At 56.6% G+C, this 19,093-nt stretch carries 22 protein-coding genes; 14 read left to right on the top strand and 8 right to left on the bottom strand.

The genetic code is table 11. The features are described from left to right. Window positions 1–91: 91 nt before the first annotated feature. From K3757_RS14365 to K3757_RS14350, 4 genes are read right to left on the bottom strand one after another with little or no spacing between them, the layout of a single operon-like run. Window positions 92–1,126, bottom strand: coding sequence for a MaoC family dehydratase (locus tag K3757_RS14365; RefSeq protein WP_259996475.1), 1,035 nt, complete (start codon window positions 1,124–1,126; stop codon window positions 92–94). Window position 1,127: 1 nt separating this feature from the next. Beyond that, window positions 1,128–1,331 carry a DUF1737 domain-containing protein gene (locus tag K3757_RS14360; RefSeq protein ID WP_259996472.1) on the bottom strand — a complete coding sequence of 68 codons (204 nt, stop codon included), beginning with the start codon at window positions 1,329–1,331 and terminating at the stop codon, window positions 1,128–1,130. Between the two features lie 16 nt (window positions 1,332–1,347). Next, complete coding sequence (locus tag K3757_RS14355; protein ID WP_259996471.1) at window positions 1,348–1,902, bottom strand: NnrU family protein; 555 nt, start codon at window positions 1,900–1,902, stop codon at window positions 1,348–1,350. A gap of 6 nt (window positions 1,903–1,908) precedes the next feature. Next, window positions 1,909–2,766, bottom strand: coding sequence for a CoA ester lyase (locus tag K3757_RS14350; protein ID WP_259996470.1), 858 nt, complete (start codon window positions 2,764–2,766; stop codon window positions 1,909–1,911). A 296-nt stretch (window positions 2,767–3,062) separates the two neighbouring features. Here K3757_RS14350 and K3757_RS14345 point away from each other — a divergent pair, with 296 nt between their 5' ends. After that, the gene (locus K3757_RS14345; protein ID WP_259996469.1) at window positions 3,063–3,395 is read left to right on the top strand and encodes a hypothetical protein; all 333 of its coding nucleotides are present in this window, start codon (window positions 3,063–3,065) and stop codon (window positions 3,393–3,395) included. Between the two features lie 2 nt (window positions 3,396–3,397). Here the strand turns inward: K3757_RS14345 and K3757_RS14340 are convergent, their stop codons facing one another. Further along, on the bottom strand, window positions 3,398–4,153 hold the full coding sequence (locus K3757_RS14340) for a sulfite exporter TauE/SafE family protein (protein WP_259996468.1): 756 nt from the start codon (window positions 4,151–4,153) through the stop codon (window positions 3,398–3,400). 400 nt (window positions 4,154–4,553) lie between these two features. Here K3757_RS14340 and K3757_RS14335 point away from each other — a divergent pair, with 400 nt between their 5' ends. The 12 genes from K3757_RS14335 (at window position 4,554) to K3757_RS14280 (ending at window position 15,160) form a co-directional block, all read left to right on the top strand. Beyond that, window positions 4,554–5,411, top strand: a complete 858-nt coding sequence (locus K3757_RS14335) for a PRC-barrel domain-containing protein (protein WP_259996467.1) — start codon at window positions 4,554–4,556, stop codon at window positions 5,409–5,411. A gap of 145 nt (window positions 5,412–5,556) precedes the next feature. Then, window positions 5,557–6,519: a malate dehydrogenase gene (gene mdh / locus K3757_RS14330; RefSeq protein WP_259996466.1), complete on the top strand. Its 963-nt coding sequence runs from the start codon at window positions 5,557–5,559 to the stop codon at window positions 6,517–6,519. Window positions 6,520–6,804: 285 nt separating this feature from the next. Next, window positions 6,805–7,188 carry a succinate dehydrogenase, cytochrome b556 subunit gene (sdhC, locus tag K3757_RS14325; protein WP_259996465.1) on the top strand — a complete coding sequence of 128 codons (384 nt, stop codon included), beginning with the start codon at window positions 6,805–6,807 and terminating at the stop codon, window positions 7,186–7,188. 10 nt (window positions 7,189–7,198) lie between these two features. Continuing rightward, entirely contained in the window at window positions 7,199–7,570 is a 372-nt protein-coding gene (gene sdhD, locus K3757_RS14320) for a succinate dehydrogenase, hydrophobic membrane anchor protein (RefSeq protein WP_259996464.1), read from the top strand. Between the two features lie 187 nt (window positions 7,571–7,757). Further along, window positions 7,758–9,563: a succinate dehydrogenase flavoprotein subunit gene (sdhA, locus tag K3757_RS14315; protein ID WP_259996463.1), complete on the top strand. Its 1,806-nt coding sequence runs from the start codon at window positions 7,758–7,760 to the stop codon at window positions 9,561–9,563. A gap of 80 nt (window positions 9,564–9,643) precedes the next feature. Beyond that, on the top strand, window positions 9,644–10,462 hold the full coding sequence (locus K3757_RS14310) for a hypothetical protein (protein ID WP_259996461.1): 819 nt from the start codon (window positions 9,644–9,646) through the stop codon (window positions 10,460–10,462). Continuing rightward, on the top strand, window positions 10,459–10,782 hold the full coding sequence (locus K3757_RS14305; RefSeq protein WP_259996459.1) for a hypothetical protein: 324 nt from the start codon (window positions 10,459–10,461) through the stop codon (window positions 10,780–10,782). The genes K3757_RS14310 and K3757_RS14305 overlap by 4 nt, the downstream gene beginning before the upstream one ends. 43 nt (window positions 10,783–10,825) lie before the next feature. After that, window positions 10,826–11,605, top strand: a complete 780-nt coding sequence (locus K3757_RS14300) for a succinate dehydrogenase iron-sulfur subunit (RefSeq protein ID WP_259996457.1) — start codon at window positions 10,826–10,828, stop codon at window positions 11,603–11,605. A gap of 9 nt (window positions 11,606–11,614) precedes the next feature. Next, on the top strand, window positions 11,615–12,391 hold the full coding sequence (locus tag K3757_RS14295; protein ID WP_259996455.1) for a DUF1963 domain-containing protein: 777 nt from the start codon (window positions 11,615–11,617) through the stop codon (window positions 12,389–12,391). Beyond that, entirely contained in the window at window positions 12,391–12,606 is a 216-nt protein-coding gene (locus tag K3757_RS14290; protein ID WP_259996453.1) for a hypothetical protein, read from the top strand. Before K3757_RS14295 ends, K3757_RS14290 begins: the two co-directional genes overlap by 1 nt. 71 nt (window positions 12,607–12,677) lie before the next feature. Further along, window positions 12,678–14,321, top strand: a complete 1,644-nt coding sequence (locus K3757_RS14285; RefSeq protein WP_259996451.1) for an FAD-binding dehydrogenase — start codon at window positions 12,678–12,680, stop codon at window positions 14,319–14,321. Then, entirely contained in the window at window positions 14,318–15,160 is an 843-nt protein-coding gene (locus K3757_RS14280; RefSeq protein WP_259996446.1) for a DUF1989 domain-containing protein, read from the top strand. The genes K3757_RS14285 and K3757_RS14280 overlap by 4 nt, the downstream gene beginning before the upstream one ends. Before the next feature lie 52 nt (window positions 15,161–15,212). Here the strand turns inward: K3757_RS14280 and deoD are convergent, their stop codons facing one another. Continuing rightward, window positions 15,213–15,923, bottom strand: a complete 711-nt coding sequence (gene deoD / locus K3757_RS14275; RefSeq protein ID WP_259996445.1) for a purine-nucleoside phosphorylase — start codon at window positions 15,921–15,923, stop codon at window positions 15,213–15,215. A gap of 138 nt (window positions 15,924–16,061) precedes the next feature. Here deoD and K3757_RS14270 point away from each other — a divergent pair, with 138 nt between their 5' ends. Then, window positions 16,062–16,415, top strand: coding sequence for a hypothetical protein (locus K3757_RS14270; RefSeq protein WP_259996444.1), 354 nt, complete (start codon window positions 16,062–16,064; stop codon window positions 16,413–16,415). Between the two features lie 58 nt (window positions 16,416–16,473). On the opposite strand, the gene K3757_RS14265 is transcribed toward K3757_RS14270, so the two are convergent. Beyond that, window positions 16,474–16,815, bottom strand: a complete 342-nt coding sequence (locus K3757_RS14265; protein ID WP_259996443.1) for an H-NS histone family protein — start codon at window positions 16,813–16,815, stop codon at window positions 16,474–16,476. A 79-nt stretch (window positions 16,816–16,894) separates the two neighbouring features. Next, complete coding sequence (locus K3757_RS14260) at window positions 16,895–18,865, bottom strand: protein meaA (RefSeq protein ID WP_259996442.1); 1,971 nt, start codon at window positions 18,863–18,865, stop codon at window positions 16,895–16,897. Between the last annotated feature and the right edge of the window lie 228 nt (window positions 18,866–19,093).

Raw genomic sequence — 19,093 nt, 5'->3', positions numbered from 1 at the left:
TGTGATTGCGGGATTCGGGCCACTGCAATCCATGGAAATGTGACCCTCCCCGCTGAAATCGTGCTTCCGGCGGAGAGGGTAAACAGGAGTCTTAAGTGGGGATCAACGCCCAGTAGTCGAGATCCAGCAATACCGACGGAAGGTACTTTCCATCCTCGCCGCGCAATTCAAACGGCTGGCCGCCTTTCGTTGCCACAAGGCGAAGGCGGATTGCGCCCACGCCCGGTGCTGCTGTCTCCGCCTTATCCAACACCTCGGTCCATGCACGGATGGTATCGCCCGCAAGACAGGGGTTCGCGTGGGCGCCGCCGTTCAGGCCGACAACCATCTGTGCATTTGCCAGACCATTAAACGAAAGCGCCCGAGCCATAGAAATCACATGGCCGCCGTAAATCAGGCGGCTGCCATCTGGACGGGCAGAGGTATCAAAGTGCACCTTGGCCGTGTTTTGCCAAAGGCGCGTGGCCATCATATGCTCGGCTTCTTCGATCGTAACACCATCCACATGGTCGATCTTTTCGCCAATTGCATAATCGCCCCAGCGGTGCGGCTCACCTGCCAGATCGAAGTTGTAGCCGGTAAAGTCGAGGCCCTTCGGGATCACCAAATCTGCAGGGTCAATCGCTTTGGGCAGATCAGGAACAACAGTGTCCGGCGCAGGTGCATCCACATCTCGTTTGCGCACCATGACCCAGCGGACATATTCAAGGACCGCCTCGTCATGTTGGTTCAGGCCGGTGGTGCGTACGTAAACCACACCGGTTTTGCCGTTCGAGTTCTGCTTCAAGCCGATCACTTCGGATTGGCTGCGCAATGTGTCACCGGGCCAGACAGGCAGCAGCCAACGCCCCTGCGCATAGCCCAGATTGGCCACCGCGTTCAATGAAACGTCCGGCACGGTTTTGCCGAACACCACATGGAAGGCGATCATATCATCCAGTGGGCTAAAGGGTAGGCCGCAGTCCTGCGCAAATTGGTCGGAAGAATAGAGTGCATGGCGTGCAGGGTAGAGCGCGTGATACAGCGCCCGTTCACCCATCTTTACGGTGCGTGGCACCGCATGGGTAAGGATCTGCCCTACGCTGTAATCCTCAAAGAAGTTGCCTGCGTTCGTTTTGGTGGCCATTTCAGTGCGCTCCCAGCTTTGTCTCGGGGGTGTATGTTCCTTCGACTTCTTTGACGACAGACTGGCCGCAGCGCATTACGCCTGCGGCATGGTCCCATGTCTGGGTCGGAGAGCCATAAAGCTCCCATCCCTTATTCAGAGCGTCGGTGACTTTGTGGCAAAAGGCGGAGGTGTCTTCCTCCGACAGGAAACGATAGAGTTTCATGAGTGCTCCGTTACGTTCAGGAGAATGGATTGACGCCAAGGGCGATGTGGATGCCGACCGTGATGCTGAAAAGGACCAGCGAAATTACAGCAAGGCGGATATAGGTCGCGCGACCCGCAGGGGCAGGTGCGGTCCAGTCAGGCTCTGCGCGATTGATCATGATGACTGAGCCTACAGCCCAAGCCAGCATGCCGCCAAAAAGGATGATCGATGCAAGATCCCCATTCACCAGCAGGTGCGCGGCGGCCCAGATCTTGACCGCGGTTAACTGCGGGTGGCGCAATTTGTAGGCAGGCCATGCTTTGGCGCCCTTTGCAGCGCTAGACCCGAAGACCCAAAAGGCCAGCAACATACTAAGATTATTGATGCCTGTGAAAAACGCAGGCGGGTTCCAGACCGGAATGAACGCGGCCATCCGGTAACCGATAATCATCAGGATCAGCCCCGCAACGATACCCAAAGTCACGACCCCTTTGCCGCGTTCTCCCATCGCGCTGCGCTGGGCTGGCATCAGGCGTTTGAAGTAGTGTGAACCACTCCACAGGATCAGTCCAAGGATCAAAAGGGTCATGAGTAGTTACTCCGCGTTGAGGGCTGCTATGGCCTCAACCTTTGCCAGTGTTTCGCGTGCAGTAGCAACATGTAGATTCTCGACGATCTTACCGTCAACTACTGCAACACCCTGTCCGGTGGCCTCGCATTCCTCGAATGCGGCGATCTGGCGCTGCGCCAACTCTACCTCCGCATCAGAAGGAGAGAATGCGTCATTCGCCACATCCAGTTGAGCAGGGTGGATTAGCGTTTTGCCGTCAAAACCCATATCGCGGCCCTGATCACATTCAACGCGCAGCCCGTCGTCATCCTTAAAAGCGTTATAAACGCCGTCAATCAGCGCCACGCCATGCGCTTTGCCAGCCAGCACGCACAGTCCAAGACCCGTCAACAGCGGCAGGCGATCTGCGCGAAAGCGGGTTTGTAGATCTTTTGCCAGATCATTGGTGCCCATCACCATGCCTTGCAGCTTGGGATGAGCGGCAATTGCAGCGGCGCCCAACATGCCAATAGGCGTTTCCATCATCGCCCAAAGAGGGACATCACCGGTAATGGCTGCAAGTGCGTCCAGATCAGCAGGGGTATTCACCTTGGGCAGCAGAATCGCATCAGCACCCATTTCAGCAGCGGCCTTGGCGTCATCGGCGCCCCATTCGGTGTCCAGCCCGTTGATGCGGATGATCTTCATACGGCTGCCATAGCCGCCTGTTGCCAGCGCTTCGGCCAAAGTCGCGCGGGCCGCTACCTTCTCTTCGGGGATCACAGCATCTTCGAGATCAAAGATAATGGCATCGGCTGGTAGGCCGCGTGCTTTGTCCAGCGCGCGCGGCTTGGAGCCGGGGATATACAGCACGGAACGCAGGGGACGGGAAATTGAAGGCATGACGGGCTCCTTGGAGGTGTGTGACGTAATAATGTTGCGCGCAGAGGGGCATTTTTGGCGATAAACTTCAAGCCCAAACGTGCCGCACCGCAGCAAGAAACCGTTGTGCAACGGTGTGCGGACGCGGTGTTAACCTTGTTTTCAATCTAGGCGGGGCAGGTTTGGTGTGTTGCCAAAGCATCGTAAGGGCCGCCATCGGGGCCGTCCGGCATGAGATGAATAATGTGCAACGGAACGGATCAACCGGGGGGCTGTCGCTTGCTTTCACGCTTCCCCATCACTGGAAGGGCACTGCTATGACACGGACTGCAAAGATTCTTCACCTTGCTGCGCTGACAGCTGCAGCGACGCTGTATATTATTTCAACCTCAGCGGCTTATGCGCAATCACGCGCAAATTGCGGGCCCCGTGACGCAGTTGTGCAGCGGCTCGCCGAGGGATACGGCGAAACGCGGCAATCTGTGGGTATCGGCTCAAACAATGCCATGGTCGAGGTATTTGCGAGCGACGACACAGGAAGCTGGACGATCCTTGTCACCATGCCAAGTGGTGTAAGCTGCCTTGTGGCGTCTGGTCAGTCCTTTGAGCAGGTGGCAGAGGCGCTGCCCGCGAAAGGCAGTGACGCGTAATCTCAGGTTAAGCCATCCCAGATCAATTTAACGCCTGTAACGGTCAACAATACATAGGTAAGGGCGAAAAAAGCGCGTTCCGGTACGGCCCGGTGCGCGCGCACGCCAATCCACGCACCAGCCAGGGCGAACGGCGAAAGGACCAAATTGGCCGTCGCGGTTTCCAAGGTAAACATGCCCAAAAATGCGTAGGGAATAAATTTGGCGATATTCACAGCCCAGAAGATCAGGACAGAGGTCGCCTGATAACCCGTCTTGCCAAGATTGCGTGAGAGCAAAAACACAGCGGCGGGCGGGCCGCCTGCGTGGCTAACGAAGCTTGTGAAACCAACGGCAATCCCTGCCAATAGACCGGCTCCGTCTGGCATCGGTTTTCCGCCGATCCGCAACCAGCCTCGCTTCAAGCTGATTTGCCAAGCAACGAATCCCACGGACACCAAGCCAATAAGCAGTCGCAAGAAATCCGGAGATGCAACATGGTAGAGCGCAGCGCCCAGCGCCACACCGGGCAATGCGCCTGCAATAACCAGAAGCGCCTCTCGCAGATGCCAGCGTCCCCAGTAGGGTTTCAGCGATGCCAAATCGATCAGCATCAGCAGCGGCAACATAACGCCAAGCGCCCATCCAGGATCGACGACCAGAGCCAGAACCGAAGCAGAGGCGAAGGCTGCACCTGATCCGAAGCCACCCTTAGAGATGCCTGCAAACAAAACCGCCGGTCCGGCAACCGCGAAAAACCATAAATTAAGTTCGAGCATATGCGCCTCTTGAATTGGCTCCCGTGCGTCCGTGTTTGACACCAAGCGGCGACAGCTCCAACTGCTGATTTGATGCTCTTGCGACATGCCGTGCCGGACCTCTGGCATGTCGGCCGCTTGGGGCCGCTGCAACAGTCAGGCGGGTTTGGTGCATGGGTGCCGTATTCTGGAAGACGCGTGTGCCATCACCAATCACGGACCTTTGCCACCAAGAAAAATGCAGGAAGGTTGATGGCTTTGCAGGACGCGGATCATCAATGCGATTCATCTGGCAGGCCCTAAACATCATCCGCAAAAAGAACCAAAGAAAATTGTGAACAATGCTGGAACCAATTTCGACAACGGTGAGTTGAGTAGGCAGAAGAAGTTAAGCTTTAACAAATAGCTAGGAGAAATCGAAATGAAACGTATTCTTGCAACGACAGCCATCGTACTTTCCATGTCCGGCGCGGCTTTGGCCGAGTCCCACAGCACTTCCATGGCCAAAGGTGCCTTCGGTTCCGTAGAGGCGTCACAGTCCGACTTTTTCGCATCCGACCTGATTGGCATGCGTATCTACAAAGTCGAAAAGGACATGGACGAAACGCAACCAATCGCAGACGGTGCTGAAACCGAATGGGATGATATCGGTGAGATCAACGACCTGATCGTCGACGCCGACGGCAATGTGACTGCAGTAATCCTGGGCATCGGTGGTTTCCTCGGCATAGGCGAACGTGACGTCTCTGTATCGATGGACGCAATCAAGGTTCTGCGCGAAGATGGCGACAGCGATGACCGTTTCCTTGTTGTGAACACGACCCGCGAAGAGCTCGAAGCGGCACCCGAATTTGATCGCGACATGGACGAAGAGATGGAAGCTGACGCAGAAGCCGCAGCTGAAAACACCGAAGCCGAAGCTGAAGCAGCGGTAGATTCAGACAAAGATCGCGAGATGCTGATGCGTCCAGCGGTTGAGCGTGACGGCTATGTCGATGCAGACTATGCCACGCTGACTGCCGACAAGATGGAAGGTGCACGTCTGTACGGGGTTAACGACGAAGACGTCGGCGAAGTAGAGACCCTCATTCTTGACGACAGCGGCAAGATCACACACGTGCTGGCCGACATCGGCGGTTTCCTGGGCATGGGTGAGCGCACCGTCAAGCTGTCCTTCGAAGAACTGCAGGTTGTACGTAACGAAAGCGGTGACGAATTCCGCATCTACGTAGACAGCACAGAAGAAGCACTGGAAAATCTTCCAGAATATGCTGACTAAAATCTGATTTTGGTTATCAAACGGAAGGGTCGCCCACAGGGGCGGCCCTTTTTTGCGTCTGCATGGCCCTCTATCAGTCGTCTTGCGCGCGGAAGCCGATGGGTTTATCCCCCCTCCCAACGCAAACCTCATGGAGTACTCCAACATGGCACGAGCTAAAATTGCGCTGATCGGCGCGGGTAATATCGGTGGCACGCTGGCCCACCTCGCAGCTGTTAAAGAACTGGGTGACGTGGTGATGTTCGACATCGCTGATGGCCTGCCTCAGGGCAAGGCGCTCGATATCGCTGAATCCGGCCCGTCCGAGGGTTTTGATGCGGCCATGTCCGGCACATCGGATTATGCAGATATTGCTGGCGCAGACGTATGCATCGTGACCGCTGGCGTCGCGCGCAAACCCGGCATGAGCCGTGATGACCTGCTGGGCATCAACCTCAAAGTTATGAAGTCCGTTGGCGAAGGCATTGCGAAGCACGCGCCAGACGCTTTCGTTATTTGCATCACCAACCCGCTGGATGCGATGGTCTGGGCGCTGCGCGAATTCTCTGGCCTGCCACACGAAAAAGTCTGCGGCATGGCTGGCGTTCTTGATTCGGCACGCTTCCGTCACTTCCTTGCGGAAGAGTTCAGCGTATCCATGCGCGACGTGACAGCATTCGTTCTGGGCGGCCACGGCGATACAATGGTGCCGCTGACGCGTTATTCCACGGTTGCAGGTATTCCTCTTCCTGACATGGTGAAGATGGGCTGGACCACACAAGAGAAACTGGACGCCATCGTTCAGCGTACCCGCGATGGCGGTGCAGAGATTGTTGGCCTGCTGAAAACGGGTTCTGCCTTCTACGCGCCTGCGACATCCGCGATCGAGATGGCCGAAGCCTACCTCAAGGACCAAAAGCGCGTTCTGCCTTGTGCCGCCTATGTTGATGGCGCTTATGGCCTGAACGGTTTTTACGTTGGCGTTCCGACAGTAATCGGCGCCGGTGGTGTTGAGAAGGTCGTGGAAATTTCCATGAATAAAGATGAGCAGGCGATGTTTGACAACTCCGTCAACGCGGTCAAAGGCCTTGTTGATGCGTGCAAAGGCATCGACGGTTCTCTGGCCTGATCTTTAAACAGACTGCTTTTGAAAGGCGCGCCACGACTGGCGCGCCTTTTTCTGTTTCAGGGCTGATTGTGTTGAGGCAATCGGTTTTAGCACCATCCTAGCCCCTGAACCCAATCAGTATCGACGCCCGTGATCACAAAAATATTGCTGTGATCACAAAAATACCGTGCTGAGGTAGTTTTATGGAAATTTACGTACATGAAGGCGGCATTACCCTGCTTGCACACGTGACAGCGCCGAAAAAAACGCTAGTACTAATGGCAAGTAGCCACAAAGGAGCCTGATATGGCCGATGTGAACCGGGGTAACCGCCCTCTCTCGCCTCACTTGACGATCTACCGCCCACAGCTGACATCCATGACATCGATTCTGACGCGGATCACCGGAAACGCAATGCTGATCACGGCACTGCTGATTGTTTGGTGGTTTCTCGCGGCCGCCAGCGGGGCTGCATATTTTGATTTGGTAAACGGGTTCCTGACCAGCTGGTTTGGCGACCTGATCATGTTCTTCTCTGTGTTGGGGCTGTGGTATCACACGCTTGCCGGTGTACGGCACCTGATCTGGGACAACGCTGTGATGATGGACATTCCTACGGCCGAGAAACTGGGCTGGGCATGCATTGGTGGCTCGGTGCTGCTGACGTTGATCACAGTCATCGTGGTATAAGGAGAGCATCATGGCCTATTTAACAGACCGCAAGCGCGCCACAGGTCTTGGCTCTGCCAAGTCGGGAACGGCACATCACTGGTCCATGACCATCAGCTCGGTAGCGCTGCTGATCCTGCTGCCGTTTTTCGTATTCACGTTCGGCTCGGCGCTGGGCGGGACATACGAAGAAATCGTTGCCTATTATTCACGCCCGTTCCCAGCGATCATTGCGGCGCTGACCATCGCGGTCACGTTCAAGCACTTCAACGACGGGGTGCAGACGCTGATTGAGGATTACGTTCACGGCCTTGCGCAGAAGATTGCGATCGTTGTGATGACCTGCATCAGTTATGGCGCTGCCGCGGTTGGCATTTTCGCAATTGCGCGACTGGCGCTTTAAGCGTCCTGCGACAAAACGGCTGGCAAACAGGCCTTTGCGCTCCTGCCACCCGTGCTAGTTTTGAGAAAAGAGGCGGATTGCTCCGTCATTAGGGAATACCGCAAGGTCAGGCGCGTGACGCGCTGCAGATACAGACAGGGTCGGGACCGGTATGACGGGCAGACCCCAAGCTTGAAGAGGGCACGAAATGGCTGCTTACGAATATGAAACCCACGAATATGACGTTGTCGTTGTAGGGGCGGGTGGTGCCGGATTGCGCGCCACACTTGGCATGGCGGAGCAGGGGCTGCGCACGGCATGTATCTCCAAAGTATTCCCGACACGGTCGCACACGGTTGCGGCGCAGGGCGGCATCGCGGCCTCGCTCAGCAACATGGGCCCCGATAATTGGCAGTGGCACATGTATGACACTGTAAAGGGATCTGACTGGTTGGGCGATACGGATGCGATGGAGTACCTCGCCCGTGAAGCTCCCAAAGCAGTTTATGAGCTTGAGCATTACGGCGTGCCGTTTTCGCGCACCGAAGAAGGCAAAATCTATCAACGTCCATTTGGCGGCCACACAACAGAATTTGGTGAAGGCCCCCCCGTGCAGCGTACCTGCGCCGCGGCAGACCGGACGGGTCACGCAATCCTGCACACGCTTTACGGTCAATCGCTGAAGCATAACGCAGAGTTTTATATCGAATACTTCGCCATTGATCTGGTGATGTCCGATGATGGCGTCTGCCAAGGTGTTCTCTGCTGGAAGCTTGATGATGGCACAATGCACCTGTTCAGCGCCAAGATGGTTGTGCTGGCGACAGGCGGCTATGGCCGTGCCTACTTTAGCGCGACATCTGCCCACACCTGCACAGGTGATGGTGGTGGTATGGTGGCCCGTCAGGGTCTGCCGTTGCAGGATATGGAATTCGTCCAGTTCCACCCAACCGGTATCTACGGCGCGGGCTGCCTGATCACAGAAGGCGCACGCGGTGAAGGCGGGTATCTGACCAACTCCGAAGGCGAACGTTTCATGGAACGTTATGCGCCAACTTACAAAGACCTCGCGTCCCGCGATGTTGTCTCGCGTTGTATGACGATGGAAATCCGCGAAGGCCGCGGCGTGGGCGAGAAGGGGGATCACATCCACCTGCACCTCAACCACCTGCCGCCAGAAACATTGGACCTGCGCCTGCCGGGCATCTCTGAATCTGCGCGCATCTTTGCGGGTGTTGACCTGACCAAAGAACCGATCCCGGTTTTGCCCACCGTGCACTACAATATGGGCGGTATCCCAACCAACTATTGGGGTGAGGTTCTGAACCCGACTGCTGACAATCCTGACGCAGTTTCCCCCGGTCTGATGGCTGTGGGCGAAGCAGGCTGTGCGTCTGTTCACGGTGCGAACCGTCTTGGCTCCAACTCTCTCATCGACCTTGTGGTATTCGGCCGCGCTGCTGCCATTCGTGCCGCTGAGATCGTTGATCCTAAATCGGCTGTCCCTACGCCAAACAAAGCGTCAGTCGAGGCAGCATTCGCCCGCTTTGACGGTCTTCGTTATGCTAAGGGCGGCACGCCAACGGCTGAACTGCGCCTGGAGATGCAGCAAAACATGCAGGCAGATGCGGCGGTATTCCGTACCGATAAAACGCTGGCCGAAGGCGAAGAGAAGATGAAAGGTGTTGCTGCGAAAATGGCGGACCTCAAAGTCACCGATACGTCGCTGGTGTGGAACTCTGATCTGATGGAAACGCTCGAGCTTACCAACCTGATGCCAAACGCAGTTGCCACAATCACAGCCGCTGCTGCGCGCAAAGAAAGCCGTGGCGCACATGCGCACGAGGATTACCCTGATCGCGACGATAAAAACTGGCGTAAGCACAGCCTGATCCGTTTCGACGGTGATGCGGCTGCACTTGATTTCCGTCCCGTTCACCTTGACCCGTTGAGCAAGCAGGAAGACGGTGGGATCGACCTCAAGAAAATCGCGCCAAAGGCACGGGTTTATTAAAAGTGACCGCAGCGGTGCAAACGCAAAACACATGGCCACAGGCGGGGTTCTCTCCCGTCTGTGCGTTTCAGGTGTTTGGCATGCGCCGCTCTGGAAACCACGCCATCATTGACTGGATCATGCGCAATGCGCCTGAGGCGGCTACCGGAGGCGTGTTCTTTAACAACTGTAAGTTTGGCAAGAACCCGCAGAATGCCTACGGCTCGCTTGATATCTATGATCCCGCGCATCAGGTGATGCCGCACAAGGACATCCCGAATGCCAAGCGGATTGAGCAAGCGGGCAAGACGCCCATGGTTGTGGTGTCTTATGAAGACCGTATGCCGCAATCGGCAGGTCAGCTGCAAAAGGCAAGCCACGGTATGGCCCAAGGGCAGTTCAGCCAGCAGATCATCATTTATCGCAGCTTTCTGAACTGGTCCGCGTCGTTGCTGGCCAAGATCAAAAAGAACGCGGGCTTTGGTGCAACCGACCGTATGCGGATTATGACATTGGCTTTTGCCACTTACGTGCAGGGTTTGGATCGGGTCGCGGTTGGCAAAGGCATTACCGCTATTTGTTACGACACATGGATGACATCCGAAGCCTACCGCGCCAGTGTTCTGGAAAAGCTGGGCCTGCCGCAACGCGATTTGAGCCGTGGCAAGGTTCAGCGTTATGGTGGTGGTTCGTCCTTCCAGAAAAAGGCCACGGATGTCGAAGACCTGAATACCGTGGACCGCGATGCGGCCATGGCGGACGATCCTGAATACCAGCTTTTGCTCTGGATCGCCGCCCATGACCTGCCGTTCATGGAACGTATTGTCGCGCATTTCGAACACGATGCAGAACGGCTTGCCACTTTGGCAGAGACTGCGAAACTGCACCTGAAACTACCACCAAGAGAGGCCAGAGCATGATCCGAGCCGTTATCCTTACCAGCATTCTTGCACTGGGTGCATGCACCGATGTGCAGAACGCGGCAGACCGGACGGGGCGCAAGGCTGCCACCTCTGCCGTGACTGAAACGATCGCAATCAATTTCCCGCAGGTGCCAAAGCCGCTGATCGAGGCCTTCACCGGCTGCGTTATTGACAATGCACAGGCCGTAGAAGTCCGCGAACTGGCAAAAGCCTCAATCGTAGGAATTGACGATGATACCGTTGCGGTTGTGCGCAATGTCTTGTCGCGCCCTGAAACACAAACATGCTTGCGCAACCGCGCAACCCTGACACTTTGACGAATTTCCGGCCCTAGGCCTGTAGACCTGAAGGAACAGCATCATGGTACAACTGACGCTCCCCAAGAACTCCCGCATGACCAGCGGCAAGACATGGCCCAAGCCCGAAGGCGCCAAGAACCTTAAGGAATTCCACATTTATCGGTGGAACCCCGACGATGGCAAAAACCCGTCGGTGGATACATATTTCGTGGATCTGGACGATTGTGGCCCGATGGTTCTGGACGCGATCATCAAGATCAAGAACGAAATCGACCCGACGCTGACATTCCGCCGGTCTTGTCGTGAAGGCATCTGTGGTTCTTGCGCGATGAACATCGACGGGATCAATACCCTTGCCTGTACCTACGGCATGGCCGAGGTCAAAGGCGTCGTGAAAATCTATCCTCTGCCACACATGCCTGTGGTGAAGGATTTGATCCCTGATCTGACCCACTTTTATGCCCAGCACGCCTCCATCAAGCCATGGCTTGAGACAGAGACACCGGCCCCCGTGAAAGAGTGGAAGCAAAGCATCGAGGACCGCACCAAGCTTGATGGTTTGTATGAGTGTATCATGTGCGCCTGCTGCTCCACTTCCTGCCCCAGCTACTGGTGGAACGGCGATCGCTACCTTGGACCCGCAGCTTTGCTGCACGCGTATCGCTGGATTATCGACAGCCGCGATGAAGGCACAGGCGAGCGTCTGGACGATCTGGAAGACCCGTTCAAGCTTTACCGTTGCCACACGATCATGAACTGCGCCAAGACATGTCCCAAAGGCCTGAACCCGGCGCTGGCGATCAGCCAGATCAAAAAGCTGATGGTTGAGCGTACGGTCTAAGTCGCCCAGATGTTTGGCTGGCTAAAGAAACTGATGGGCGGCGCGCGCGATCCTGCGCCGCCGCCCGTTCCACACGGGCCCTTGTCCGAGGCAGAGTTGAAGCAGGCGCTGGAGCGCCCTTGCGCACCGGTCGTCTTTCACAAACCTGCCAATATTGATCCTTTCACCACGATGTTCGGCAGCGTGCGCCTTGAACGCAAGGGAGAGGTCTGGCCTGTCCATAATGGCGCAGCGATGTGGCCGCTTTGTCAGATTAACCTGACAGCAGCGCCTGTGGTGCCGAAGGCGCTGCAAGATCTTGCGCTGATCACGATTTTCATCCGTGACATGGATGCCTTTACGCCAACAGAGATCATCGACACGCGCAAACCCGATCCCGCCGCAACATGGGCGCTGCGCAGCTACACTTCGCTGGACGGGCTGACCATCCCGAAGGCTCCGCGCCACGGGAGCCCTCTTTCGCCGCGGCTGGGGGAATGGGAGGACACACGTTCTGACTACGCCAACCATGATCTTGCCGGACATGTGATTGATACCGAGCATAACGATGTCTATGCCTTTGACTGGTGTGCGACCCTCGCGCAGACCAAGATGGGTGGATGGCCTGCTACCGTGCAATCTGAACCCTGGTGGGACTACAAGCGCTCAGACGATACATGGGATTATGTGATGCAAATCGAGAATGAGCCGAAGGCCGGTTGGCACGGTTGGGGCGACGGTGCAGCCTACCTTGCGCGCTCGCGCCAGCGTCCGCATCTGTGGGCCATTGATGTGCAGTTCACCTGATGCTTCTTATTCTCGCTCCGATCATTTTTGGCGTTGTCGCCTATCTTGCATGGCGTGGTCGCGCAGTGCGGGGCTGCCGCTGGCGCGCTGATAGCAATGGTAACAAGGGCGCGCTGCGGATGTACCGTTGCATGGCTTGCGGTGCCGAGGCCTTTACCGCGACGAAAGGCCCGCCGCAAAGCTGCAAGAAGGGTCTTGATGCACCATCGTTGTGAACCTTGCGTCAGGCTCGACACACCGTAGGTAGGGAGTGTAGCTTTTTCCAAACCATAAAGGGACGGAAAACATGAGCGACTTTACACCAGATGTGATCATCATCGGTGCTGGCCTTGCTGGTATGACTGCCGCCCATGAGGCGATCCTGCGTGGTCGCCGTGTGCTGTTACTGGATCAGGAGGGGCCGCAAAGCCTTGGTGGGCAGGCGTTCTGGTCCCTTGGCGGATTGTTCCTTGTCGACAGTCCCGAACAACGCCGCCTTGGCATAAAGGACAGCGCCGAACTGGCGTGGAGCGATTGGCAAGGATCGGCACAGTTCGACCGTGAAGAAGATGCCAATCCGCGCCTCTGGGCAGAGAAATTTGTAGAATTCGCGGCTGGTGATATGCGCAGCTGGCTGCATGGGCTTGGCATGCGTTGGTTTCCGGTTGTCGGATGGGCCGAACGGGGGGGCGCTCTTGCTGGGGGGCACGGGAACAGCGTGCCGCGGTTCCACATCACTTGGGGAACCGGCACCGGTGTGGTGAAACCCTTTGCAGAGCTGATGGTGCGCCATGCTGCGGACGGTAAGCTGAAGATTGGCTTTCGCCACCGTGCCAATAATCTGATTGTAGAGAATGGTGCCGTCAAAGGCGTCAGCGGTGATCTGCTGGAAGAAACCGCAGCGGCGCGTGGTAAATCAACATCGCGCAAGGTCGTGGGCGCGTTCGAGCATTGCGCGCAATCCGTCGTTATCACCACAGGGGGCATTGGCGGAAACCACACCATGGTGCGCAAACATTGGCCCGCGCGACTGGGCAAGGCACCCAAGATGATGGTGGCAGGTGTGCCAGACTATGTGGACGGCCGCATGCACGGCATCGCGGCAAAGGCAGGTGCGGGTCTGATCAACGAAGACCGCATGTGGCACTATTGCGAGGGGCTGCAAAACTGGGATCCGATCTGGCCCAACCATGGCATTCGCGTGCTGCCCGGTCCGTCGTCCATGTGGTTCGACGCCAATGGCGACAGGATGGAGGCTCCGTTTCTGCCGGGATTCGATACGCTAGGCACACTCAAACGCATCCTAAGCGTGGGAGAGCACAGCTGGTTCATCCTGACCCAAAAGATCATCGAAAAGGAATTCGCCCTTTCGGGATCAGAGCAAAACGCGGACCTGACCGAAGGTGGCTGGCGCGAAGTGCTCAGCGCGCGTCTGGGCAAAGGGGCGACCCCTGCAGTAGAGGCGTTCAAGGAAAAAGGGGCGGACTTTATCGTTGCGGATGATCTTGAGACATTGGTGGACCGCATGAATGCGCTTACCCCGCAGACTCCGGTAAAGCTTGACCATATACGATCCCAGATTCGCGCGCGTGATTTGCAGCTTGGCAATCGTTTTTGCAAAGATGCGCAGATCACCGCGATAAACGGTGCGCGCACCTATAAGGGAGACAAGCTCATTCGGACCGCAAAGCCGCATGCTATTCTTGATCCGGACAATGGGCCGTTGATCGCTGTGCGCCTTAACGTGATCACCCGCAAGTCATTGGGGGGGCTTCATACCGATATTCAGGGTCGGGTCCTGACCCCGCAAGGTGAGGTGCTGGAAGGTCTCTATGCCGCGGGCGAGGCCTGTGGCTTTGGCGGTGGCGGATACCACGGCTACAATGCGCTGGAGGGAACGTTCTTGGGCGGTTGTCTGTTCTCGGGCCGCACCGTGGGGCAAAACGCATGAGCGCGCCGTCCGACGCCGATGCGCGCCGCGCCATCCCGCCGGTCATCTGCTATCCCGTAGAGACCTTGCCAAAACCCGATATGAAGATGCTTGATGCAGCGCGGGCCACTCTCACTAAAACCGGTGAGGTCATCGTACCTGCGCGCGATGCGGCCTGCTTTCGCGTACCCGCCGGTCATTTTTTCCGGATAAGCAGCGTAGAAGGATCACAGGTTGGCGATTTGAACCTGTGGAATGCCAATGATCTGACAGAGCGGTTCTACTCGGGCAAAACCCGTGCGCTGCATGGGACGCACATCACACGCGGACAGCAGATGTGGACCAGCTTTCCCGCGATACGGCCCATGGCCACGCTCACCCACGACAGTCTTGAATGGTACGGTAAGGACGCATTCGGCGGTTCGGTGCATGATGTGATCGGTACGCGTTGTGACCCCTACACGCATAATCTGCTTTCCGGCGGGCAATACCACCATTGCTGCCATTCCAACCTGACGCGCGCGCTGGCCGATCACCTGCAAATCCCGCGCGATCAGGCAGAGCCGCATATCCACGATGTTCTCAACGTCTTTATGTGCACAGGCTTCACCCGCGACACTGGCCAGTATTTTATGAAAGCGAGCCCCGTACGTCCGGGCGACTACCTTGAGTTCTTTGCTGAAATTGATTTGCTCGGGGCGCTAAGTGCCTGTCCGGGGGGGGATTGCAGCACTGTGCATTCCTCAGACACAGCGCAATGCCATCCGCTGCTGGTTGAGACGTTTGCCCCCGGCCCAACAGCCCTGAAAAACTGGTCCCCGCCACCGCGCAATGGCTACGATCGGAGCCACGGCGCGTGAACCAGTATCGTTGTTGGTGTAGACGGGCGAAATTAAGCGCCCGTCTATAGACCTAGCCTTCGTTGAATGCGGCTTCCAAGGCGATTTCCACCATGTCGCCAAAGGATCGCTCGCGGTCTTCCGAAGGCAGTGCTTCGCCAGTTTGCAGATGGTCGGACACTGTCAGGACCGCCAGCGCACGCCGGTTATGGCGCGCTGCCAATGTGTAAAGCTCGGCCGCTTCCATTTCGACGGCAAGAATACCGTGACGGACCATTTGCTCGTCTAGATCGGGTCGCTCGGCATAGAAAACGTCTGAACTGTAAATCCCGCCAACGTGTGTTTTCGTGCCCTTTGCCTCTGATGCAGCGACGGCTGCCCGCAGGAGCTCCCAGTTTGCGCAGGGGGCGTAGTTCAGCTCCCGCAGGATGCCGGAAGAAGGCGAAGTGATTGTGCTGGCGGTCATCGCGATGATGACATCACGGATGCCAACATGAGGCTGCATCCCGCCACAGGAACCAATGCGGATAAGGGTTTGCGCGTCATAGGTTGAAATCAGCTCGTTCGCATAGATGGATAGGGAAGGCATACCCATACCAGAGCCCTGAATCGTCACCCTGTGACCGCGCCACGTGCCCGTAAATCCCAACATGCCGCGCACTTCGTTGACCAGTTCTGCGCCTTCCAGAAATGTCTCGGCTGCCCAGCGCGCACGATAAGGGTCACCCGGCATTAATACGGTTTCAGCAATTTGGCCGGGTTTGGCGCCAATATGAACGGTCATGTCTGTTTCTCCTGTGAGTTTGATGTGCAAGATGCCTACCCTGTGCAATGGGGGCAAGTTCCAATGGTGGAATTCCATACTCGCTACATTCCAGCGAATAGCATTTGATTGCCGGGCAACAAATGCGAAGGAAATAACATGCGTATATTGAGTATGCTTGCTACGATTGGTCTATTGGGACTGTCGGCCTGTGATGTCAGCCATCCGGTTGCGGTCGTGGGGCCGGGCAATACGGTTTTCAAAGGCTCCGCTACGGCGACCTTTCTGGAAGGCGGCTGGTTTCAGGCAACCAACGGCACGACAAGCTGTCAGGGCCGATACCGTCCCGCATCGCAATCCCGCACAATTACCTTTCCTGTCACCTGCTCAAATGGGTTGAGCGGAATTGGCACGGCTACTTACGAAACACCGCGCGCAGGAGGAGGTGAAATTGTGATGAACGATGGCAGCCGCTGGAAATTTATTTTCGGTCGCGCGGCGCTCGCCGTATAGCGCTTCTCGCGAGGGTAGCGAATTGCCGCTACCCTTTCCCGCAAAAAGAGAAGTGGTTTTAAATCTCCAAATCGCTTGGGGCGATTCCTTTTTCCACCGCTGCGCGAAACCAATTAGGCTGACGGCCTTTTCCAGTCCATGTGCGGGACGCATCAGCAGGGTCTGCGTATTTCGGCTTGGACGCTTTCACTGCCTTCTTAGGGGCCTTCGCCTTTTTCTGTTTTGCTGGTGCGTCTTCTCCCAACTCATTGAGAGAGAAGCCAAATTCAGCAGCAGCTTTTTCAGCAGCCTTGCGCGCGTCGCGTCGGTCACGTGACTGGGCCGTCTGTAGCGCTTTCTTGACATCAGCCAAGAGCTTTTCAAGCTCTTTGCGGGTCATGGATTTAAGGTTTGCGGACATGTGAAGGAACTCCTCTTAAACTTTGCTTGGCCTTACCTCAAACAAATGGGAATTGCAGTCTTAATTTTGCTCCGCTTCCCTATTCAGCCGCAACAGCTTCCGGATCGGCCAGCGTAACAATATCAGCCATAATGGTGTTTAATTCGAAGTCTTTTGGCGTGTAGACCCGCGAAACACCCATTGCCAAAAGACGTTTTGCATCCTCGTCTGGAATAATACCGCCCACAATTACAGGAGTGGCACCAAGGCCTGCTTCGCGCATTTGGGCCATCAAATCTTCGACCAATGGAATGTGAGAACCCGACAGAATAGAAAGCCCGACAACATGCGCTTCATCAGCCAGAGCAGCGGCAACAATTTCCGACGGGGTGAGGCGAATACCTTCATACGAGATATCCATACCGCAATCCCGCGCGCGCACGGCAATCTGTTCGGCACCGTTGGAATGGCCGTCCAGACCCGGTTTGCCGACAAGGAACTTCAAGCGGCGGCCAAGACGGTCGCTCACGGCGTCAACAGAGGCACGTAGATCATCCAGACCTTCTGTTTTGTTCGAGCGGCCTGTCCCCACGCCTGTGGGGCCACGGTATTCACCATGTACGGCACGCATCTCGGCGGCCCATTCGCCCGTCGTCACGCCCGCCTTGGCGGCAACGATAGACGCGGGCATGATGTTGCGCCCTTCGGCAGCAGCGTCGCGCAGGTCTTTTAGCGCGGCTTTCACTTCGCCTTCGTTACGCGCGGCGCGCCATGCATCAAGGCTGTTAATCTGTTCGGCTTCTACGGCAGGGTCCACGACCATAATGCCACCGTCGCCTGTCATAAGCGGCGATGGTTCGCCTTTTTGCCATTTGTTGACGCCGACAACGATGGTTTCACCGGCTTCAATGCGGCCCAAACGGTCTGCATTGCTCTCAACCAGCCGTGATTTCATATAGTCGATGCCGTCAATCGCGCCGCCCATGCTATCGATATGGGCAAGCTCTGCGCGGGCGCCCGCCTTGAGTTCTTCTACTTTGGCATCGACAGCGGGATTGCCGTCAAACAGATCGTCGAATTCCAGAAGATCGGTTTCATACGCAAGGATTTGTTGCATGCGCATGGACCACTGCTGGTCCCATGGGCGCGGCAGGCCAAGCGCTTCGTTCCAAGCAGGCAACTGCACGGCGCGGGCGCGTGCCTTTTTACTCAGCGTCACGGCAAGCATTTCGATCAGGATGCGGTAGACGTTATTCTCGGGCTGCTGTTCTGTCAGGCCGAGGGAGTTTACCTGAACCCCGTAGCGGAAGCGGCGATACTTGGGGTCGGTCACGCCATAACGCGTTTCGCAAATCTCGTCCCACAGATCGACAAAGGCCCGCATCTTGCACATCTCTGTCACAAAGCGGATGCCGGCGTTTACAAAGAATGAGATACGGCCAACGAGGGCGGGGAAATCTTCTTCAGCCACCCGGGGGCGAAGCTGGTCCAGAACGGCGGTGGCTGTTGCCAATGCAAAAGACAGCTCTTGCTCCGGCGTCGCACCCGCTTCTTGCAGGTGGTAGGAGCAGACGTTCATCGGGTTCCACTTCGGCACGGAGGTATAGCAATACTCCGCCACGTCCGCGATCATCTTCAGTGACGGGGCAGGAGGGCAAATATACGTGCCGCGCGACAGGTATTCTTTGATCAGGTCGTTCTGCACGGTGCCTTGCAACTTGGACACGTCAGCGCCCTGTTCTTCGGCAACCGCGATATAGAGTGACAACAACCAAGGCGCTGTTGCGTTGATCGTCATAGAGGTGTTCATCTGTTCCAGCGGGATATCTTTGAACAAGGCGCGCATGTCGCCCAAATGCCCGATCGGCACACCAACCTTGCCAACTTCGCCACGGCTCAGAATGTGGTCACTGTCATACCCGGTCTGCGTTGGCAGGTCGAACGCCACCGACAGGCCCGTCTGACCTTTGGCCAGATTGTTGCGATACAGCTCGTTCGAGGCTTTGGCAGTGGAGTGACCTGCATATGTGCGGATGAGCCAAGGGCGGTCTTTCTGGGGAGCATCGGTCATGGCGGGCCTCTCTGAGTCTGGTTGGCAACATTCTTGCGTTCAAGGCTAGGTATAAGAAACTTTCTGCAAGTGTCAATTCGCTGCGTTGCGGCATTGCAGGTTTATGCTGCTCAAACGATTTGTAGCAAACAGTAAAACTTCTAGAGCAGCGGGGCAGATAGGGCTATCAGGCGCGTAATCACATATAATGTGACCTTGCGTGCCAAAGTTGTTTTGCTGCGCCAAGCC

It is taken from the genome of Sulfitobacter sp. S223, from assembly GCF_025143825.1.
Lineage (GTDB): Bacteria > Pseudomonadota > Alphaproteobacteria > Rhodobacterales > Rhodobacteraceae > Sulfitobacter.
The sequence above is the reverse complement of the archived record's forward strand: the minus strand, read 5'-3'. Positions and strand labels throughout refer to the sequence as shown.

Bases quoted from the DNA above. Each gene is read 5' to 3' on its own strand.
- K3757_RS14365 (WP_259996475.1), bottom strand. From the start codon at position 1,126: ATGGCCACCAAAACGAACGCAGGCAACTTCTTTGAGGATTACAGCGTA.
- K3757_RS14360 (WP_259996472.1), bottom strand. From the start codon at position 1,331: ATGAAACTCTATCGTTTCCTGTCGGAGGAAGACACCTCCGCCTTTTGC.
- K3757_RS14355 (WP_259996471.1), bottom strand. From the start codon at position 1,902: ATGACCCTTTTGATCCTTGGACTGATCCTGTGGAGTGGTTCACACTAC.
- K3757_RS14350 (WP_259996470.1), bottom strand. From the start codon at position 2,766: ATGCCTTCAATTTCCCGTCCCCTGCGTTCCGTGCTGTATATCCCCGGC.
- K3757_RS14345 (WP_259996469.1), top strand. From the start codon at position 3,063: ATGACACGGACTGCAAAGATTCTTCACCTTGCTGCGCTGACAGCTGCA.
- K3757_RS14340 (WP_259996468.1), bottom strand. From the start codon at position 4,153: ATGCTCGAACTTAATTTATGGTTTTTCGCGGTTGCCGGACCGGCGGTT.
- K3757_RS14335 (WP_259996467.1), top strand. From the start codon at position 4,554: ATGAAACGTATTCTTGCAACGACAGCCATCGTACTTTCCATGTCCGGC.
- mdh (WP_259996466.1), top strand. From the start codon at position 5,557: ATGGCACGAGCTAAAATTGCGCTGATCGGCGCGGGTAATATCGGTGGC.
- sdhC (WP_259996465.1), top strand. From the start codon at position 6,805: ATGGCCGATGTGAACCGGGGTAACCGCCCTCTCTCGCCTCACTTGACG.
- sdhD (WP_259996464.1), top strand. From the start codon at position 7,199: ATGGCCTATTTAACAGACCGCAAGCGCGCCACAGGTCTTGGCTCTGCC.
- sdhA (WP_259996463.1), top strand. From the start codon at position 7,758: ATGGCTGCTTACGAATATGAAACCCACGAATATGACGTTGTCGTTGTA.
- K3757_RS14310 (WP_259996461.1), top strand. From the start codon at position 9,644: ATGCGCCGCTCTGGAAACCACGCCATCATTGACTGGATCATGCGCAAT.
- K3757_RS14305 (WP_259996459.1), top strand. From the start codon at position 10,459: ATGATCCGAGCCGTTATCCTTACCAGCATTCTTGCACTGGGTGCATGC.
- K3757_RS14300 (WP_259996457.1), top strand. From the start codon at position 10,826: ATGGTACAACTGACGCTCCCCAAGAACTCCCGCATGACCAGCGGCAAG.
- K3757_RS14295 (WP_259996455.1), top strand. From the start codon at position 11,615: ATGTTTGGCTGGCTAAAGAAACTGATGGGCGGCGCGCGCGATCCTGCG.
- K3757_RS14290 (WP_259996453.1), top strand. From the start codon at position 12,391: ATGCTTCTTATTCTCGCTCCGATCATTTTTGGCGTTGTCGCCTATCTT.
- K3757_RS14285 (WP_259996451.1), top strand. From the start codon at position 12,678: ATGAGCGACTTTACACCAGATGTGATCATCATCGGTGCTGGCCTTGCT.
- K3757_RS14280 (WP_259996446.1), top strand. From the start codon at position 14,318: ATGAGCGCGCCGTCCGACGCCGATGCGCGCCGCGCCATCCCGCCGGTC.
- deoD (WP_259996445.1), bottom strand. From the start codon at position 15,923: ATGACCGTTCATATTGGCGCCAAACCCGGCCAAATTGCTGAAACCGTA.
- K3757_RS14270 (WP_259996444.1), top strand. From the start codon at position 16,062: ATGCGTATATTGAGTATGCTTGCTACGATTGGTCTATTGGGACTGTCG.
- K3757_RS14265 (WP_259996443.1), bottom strand. From the start codon at position 16,815: ATGTCCGCAAACCTTAAATCCATGACCCGCAAAGAGCTTGAAAAGCTC.
- K3757_RS14260 (WP_259996442.1), bottom strand. From the start codon at position 18,865: ATGACCGATGCTCCCCAGAAAGACCGCCCTTGGCTCATCCGCACATAT.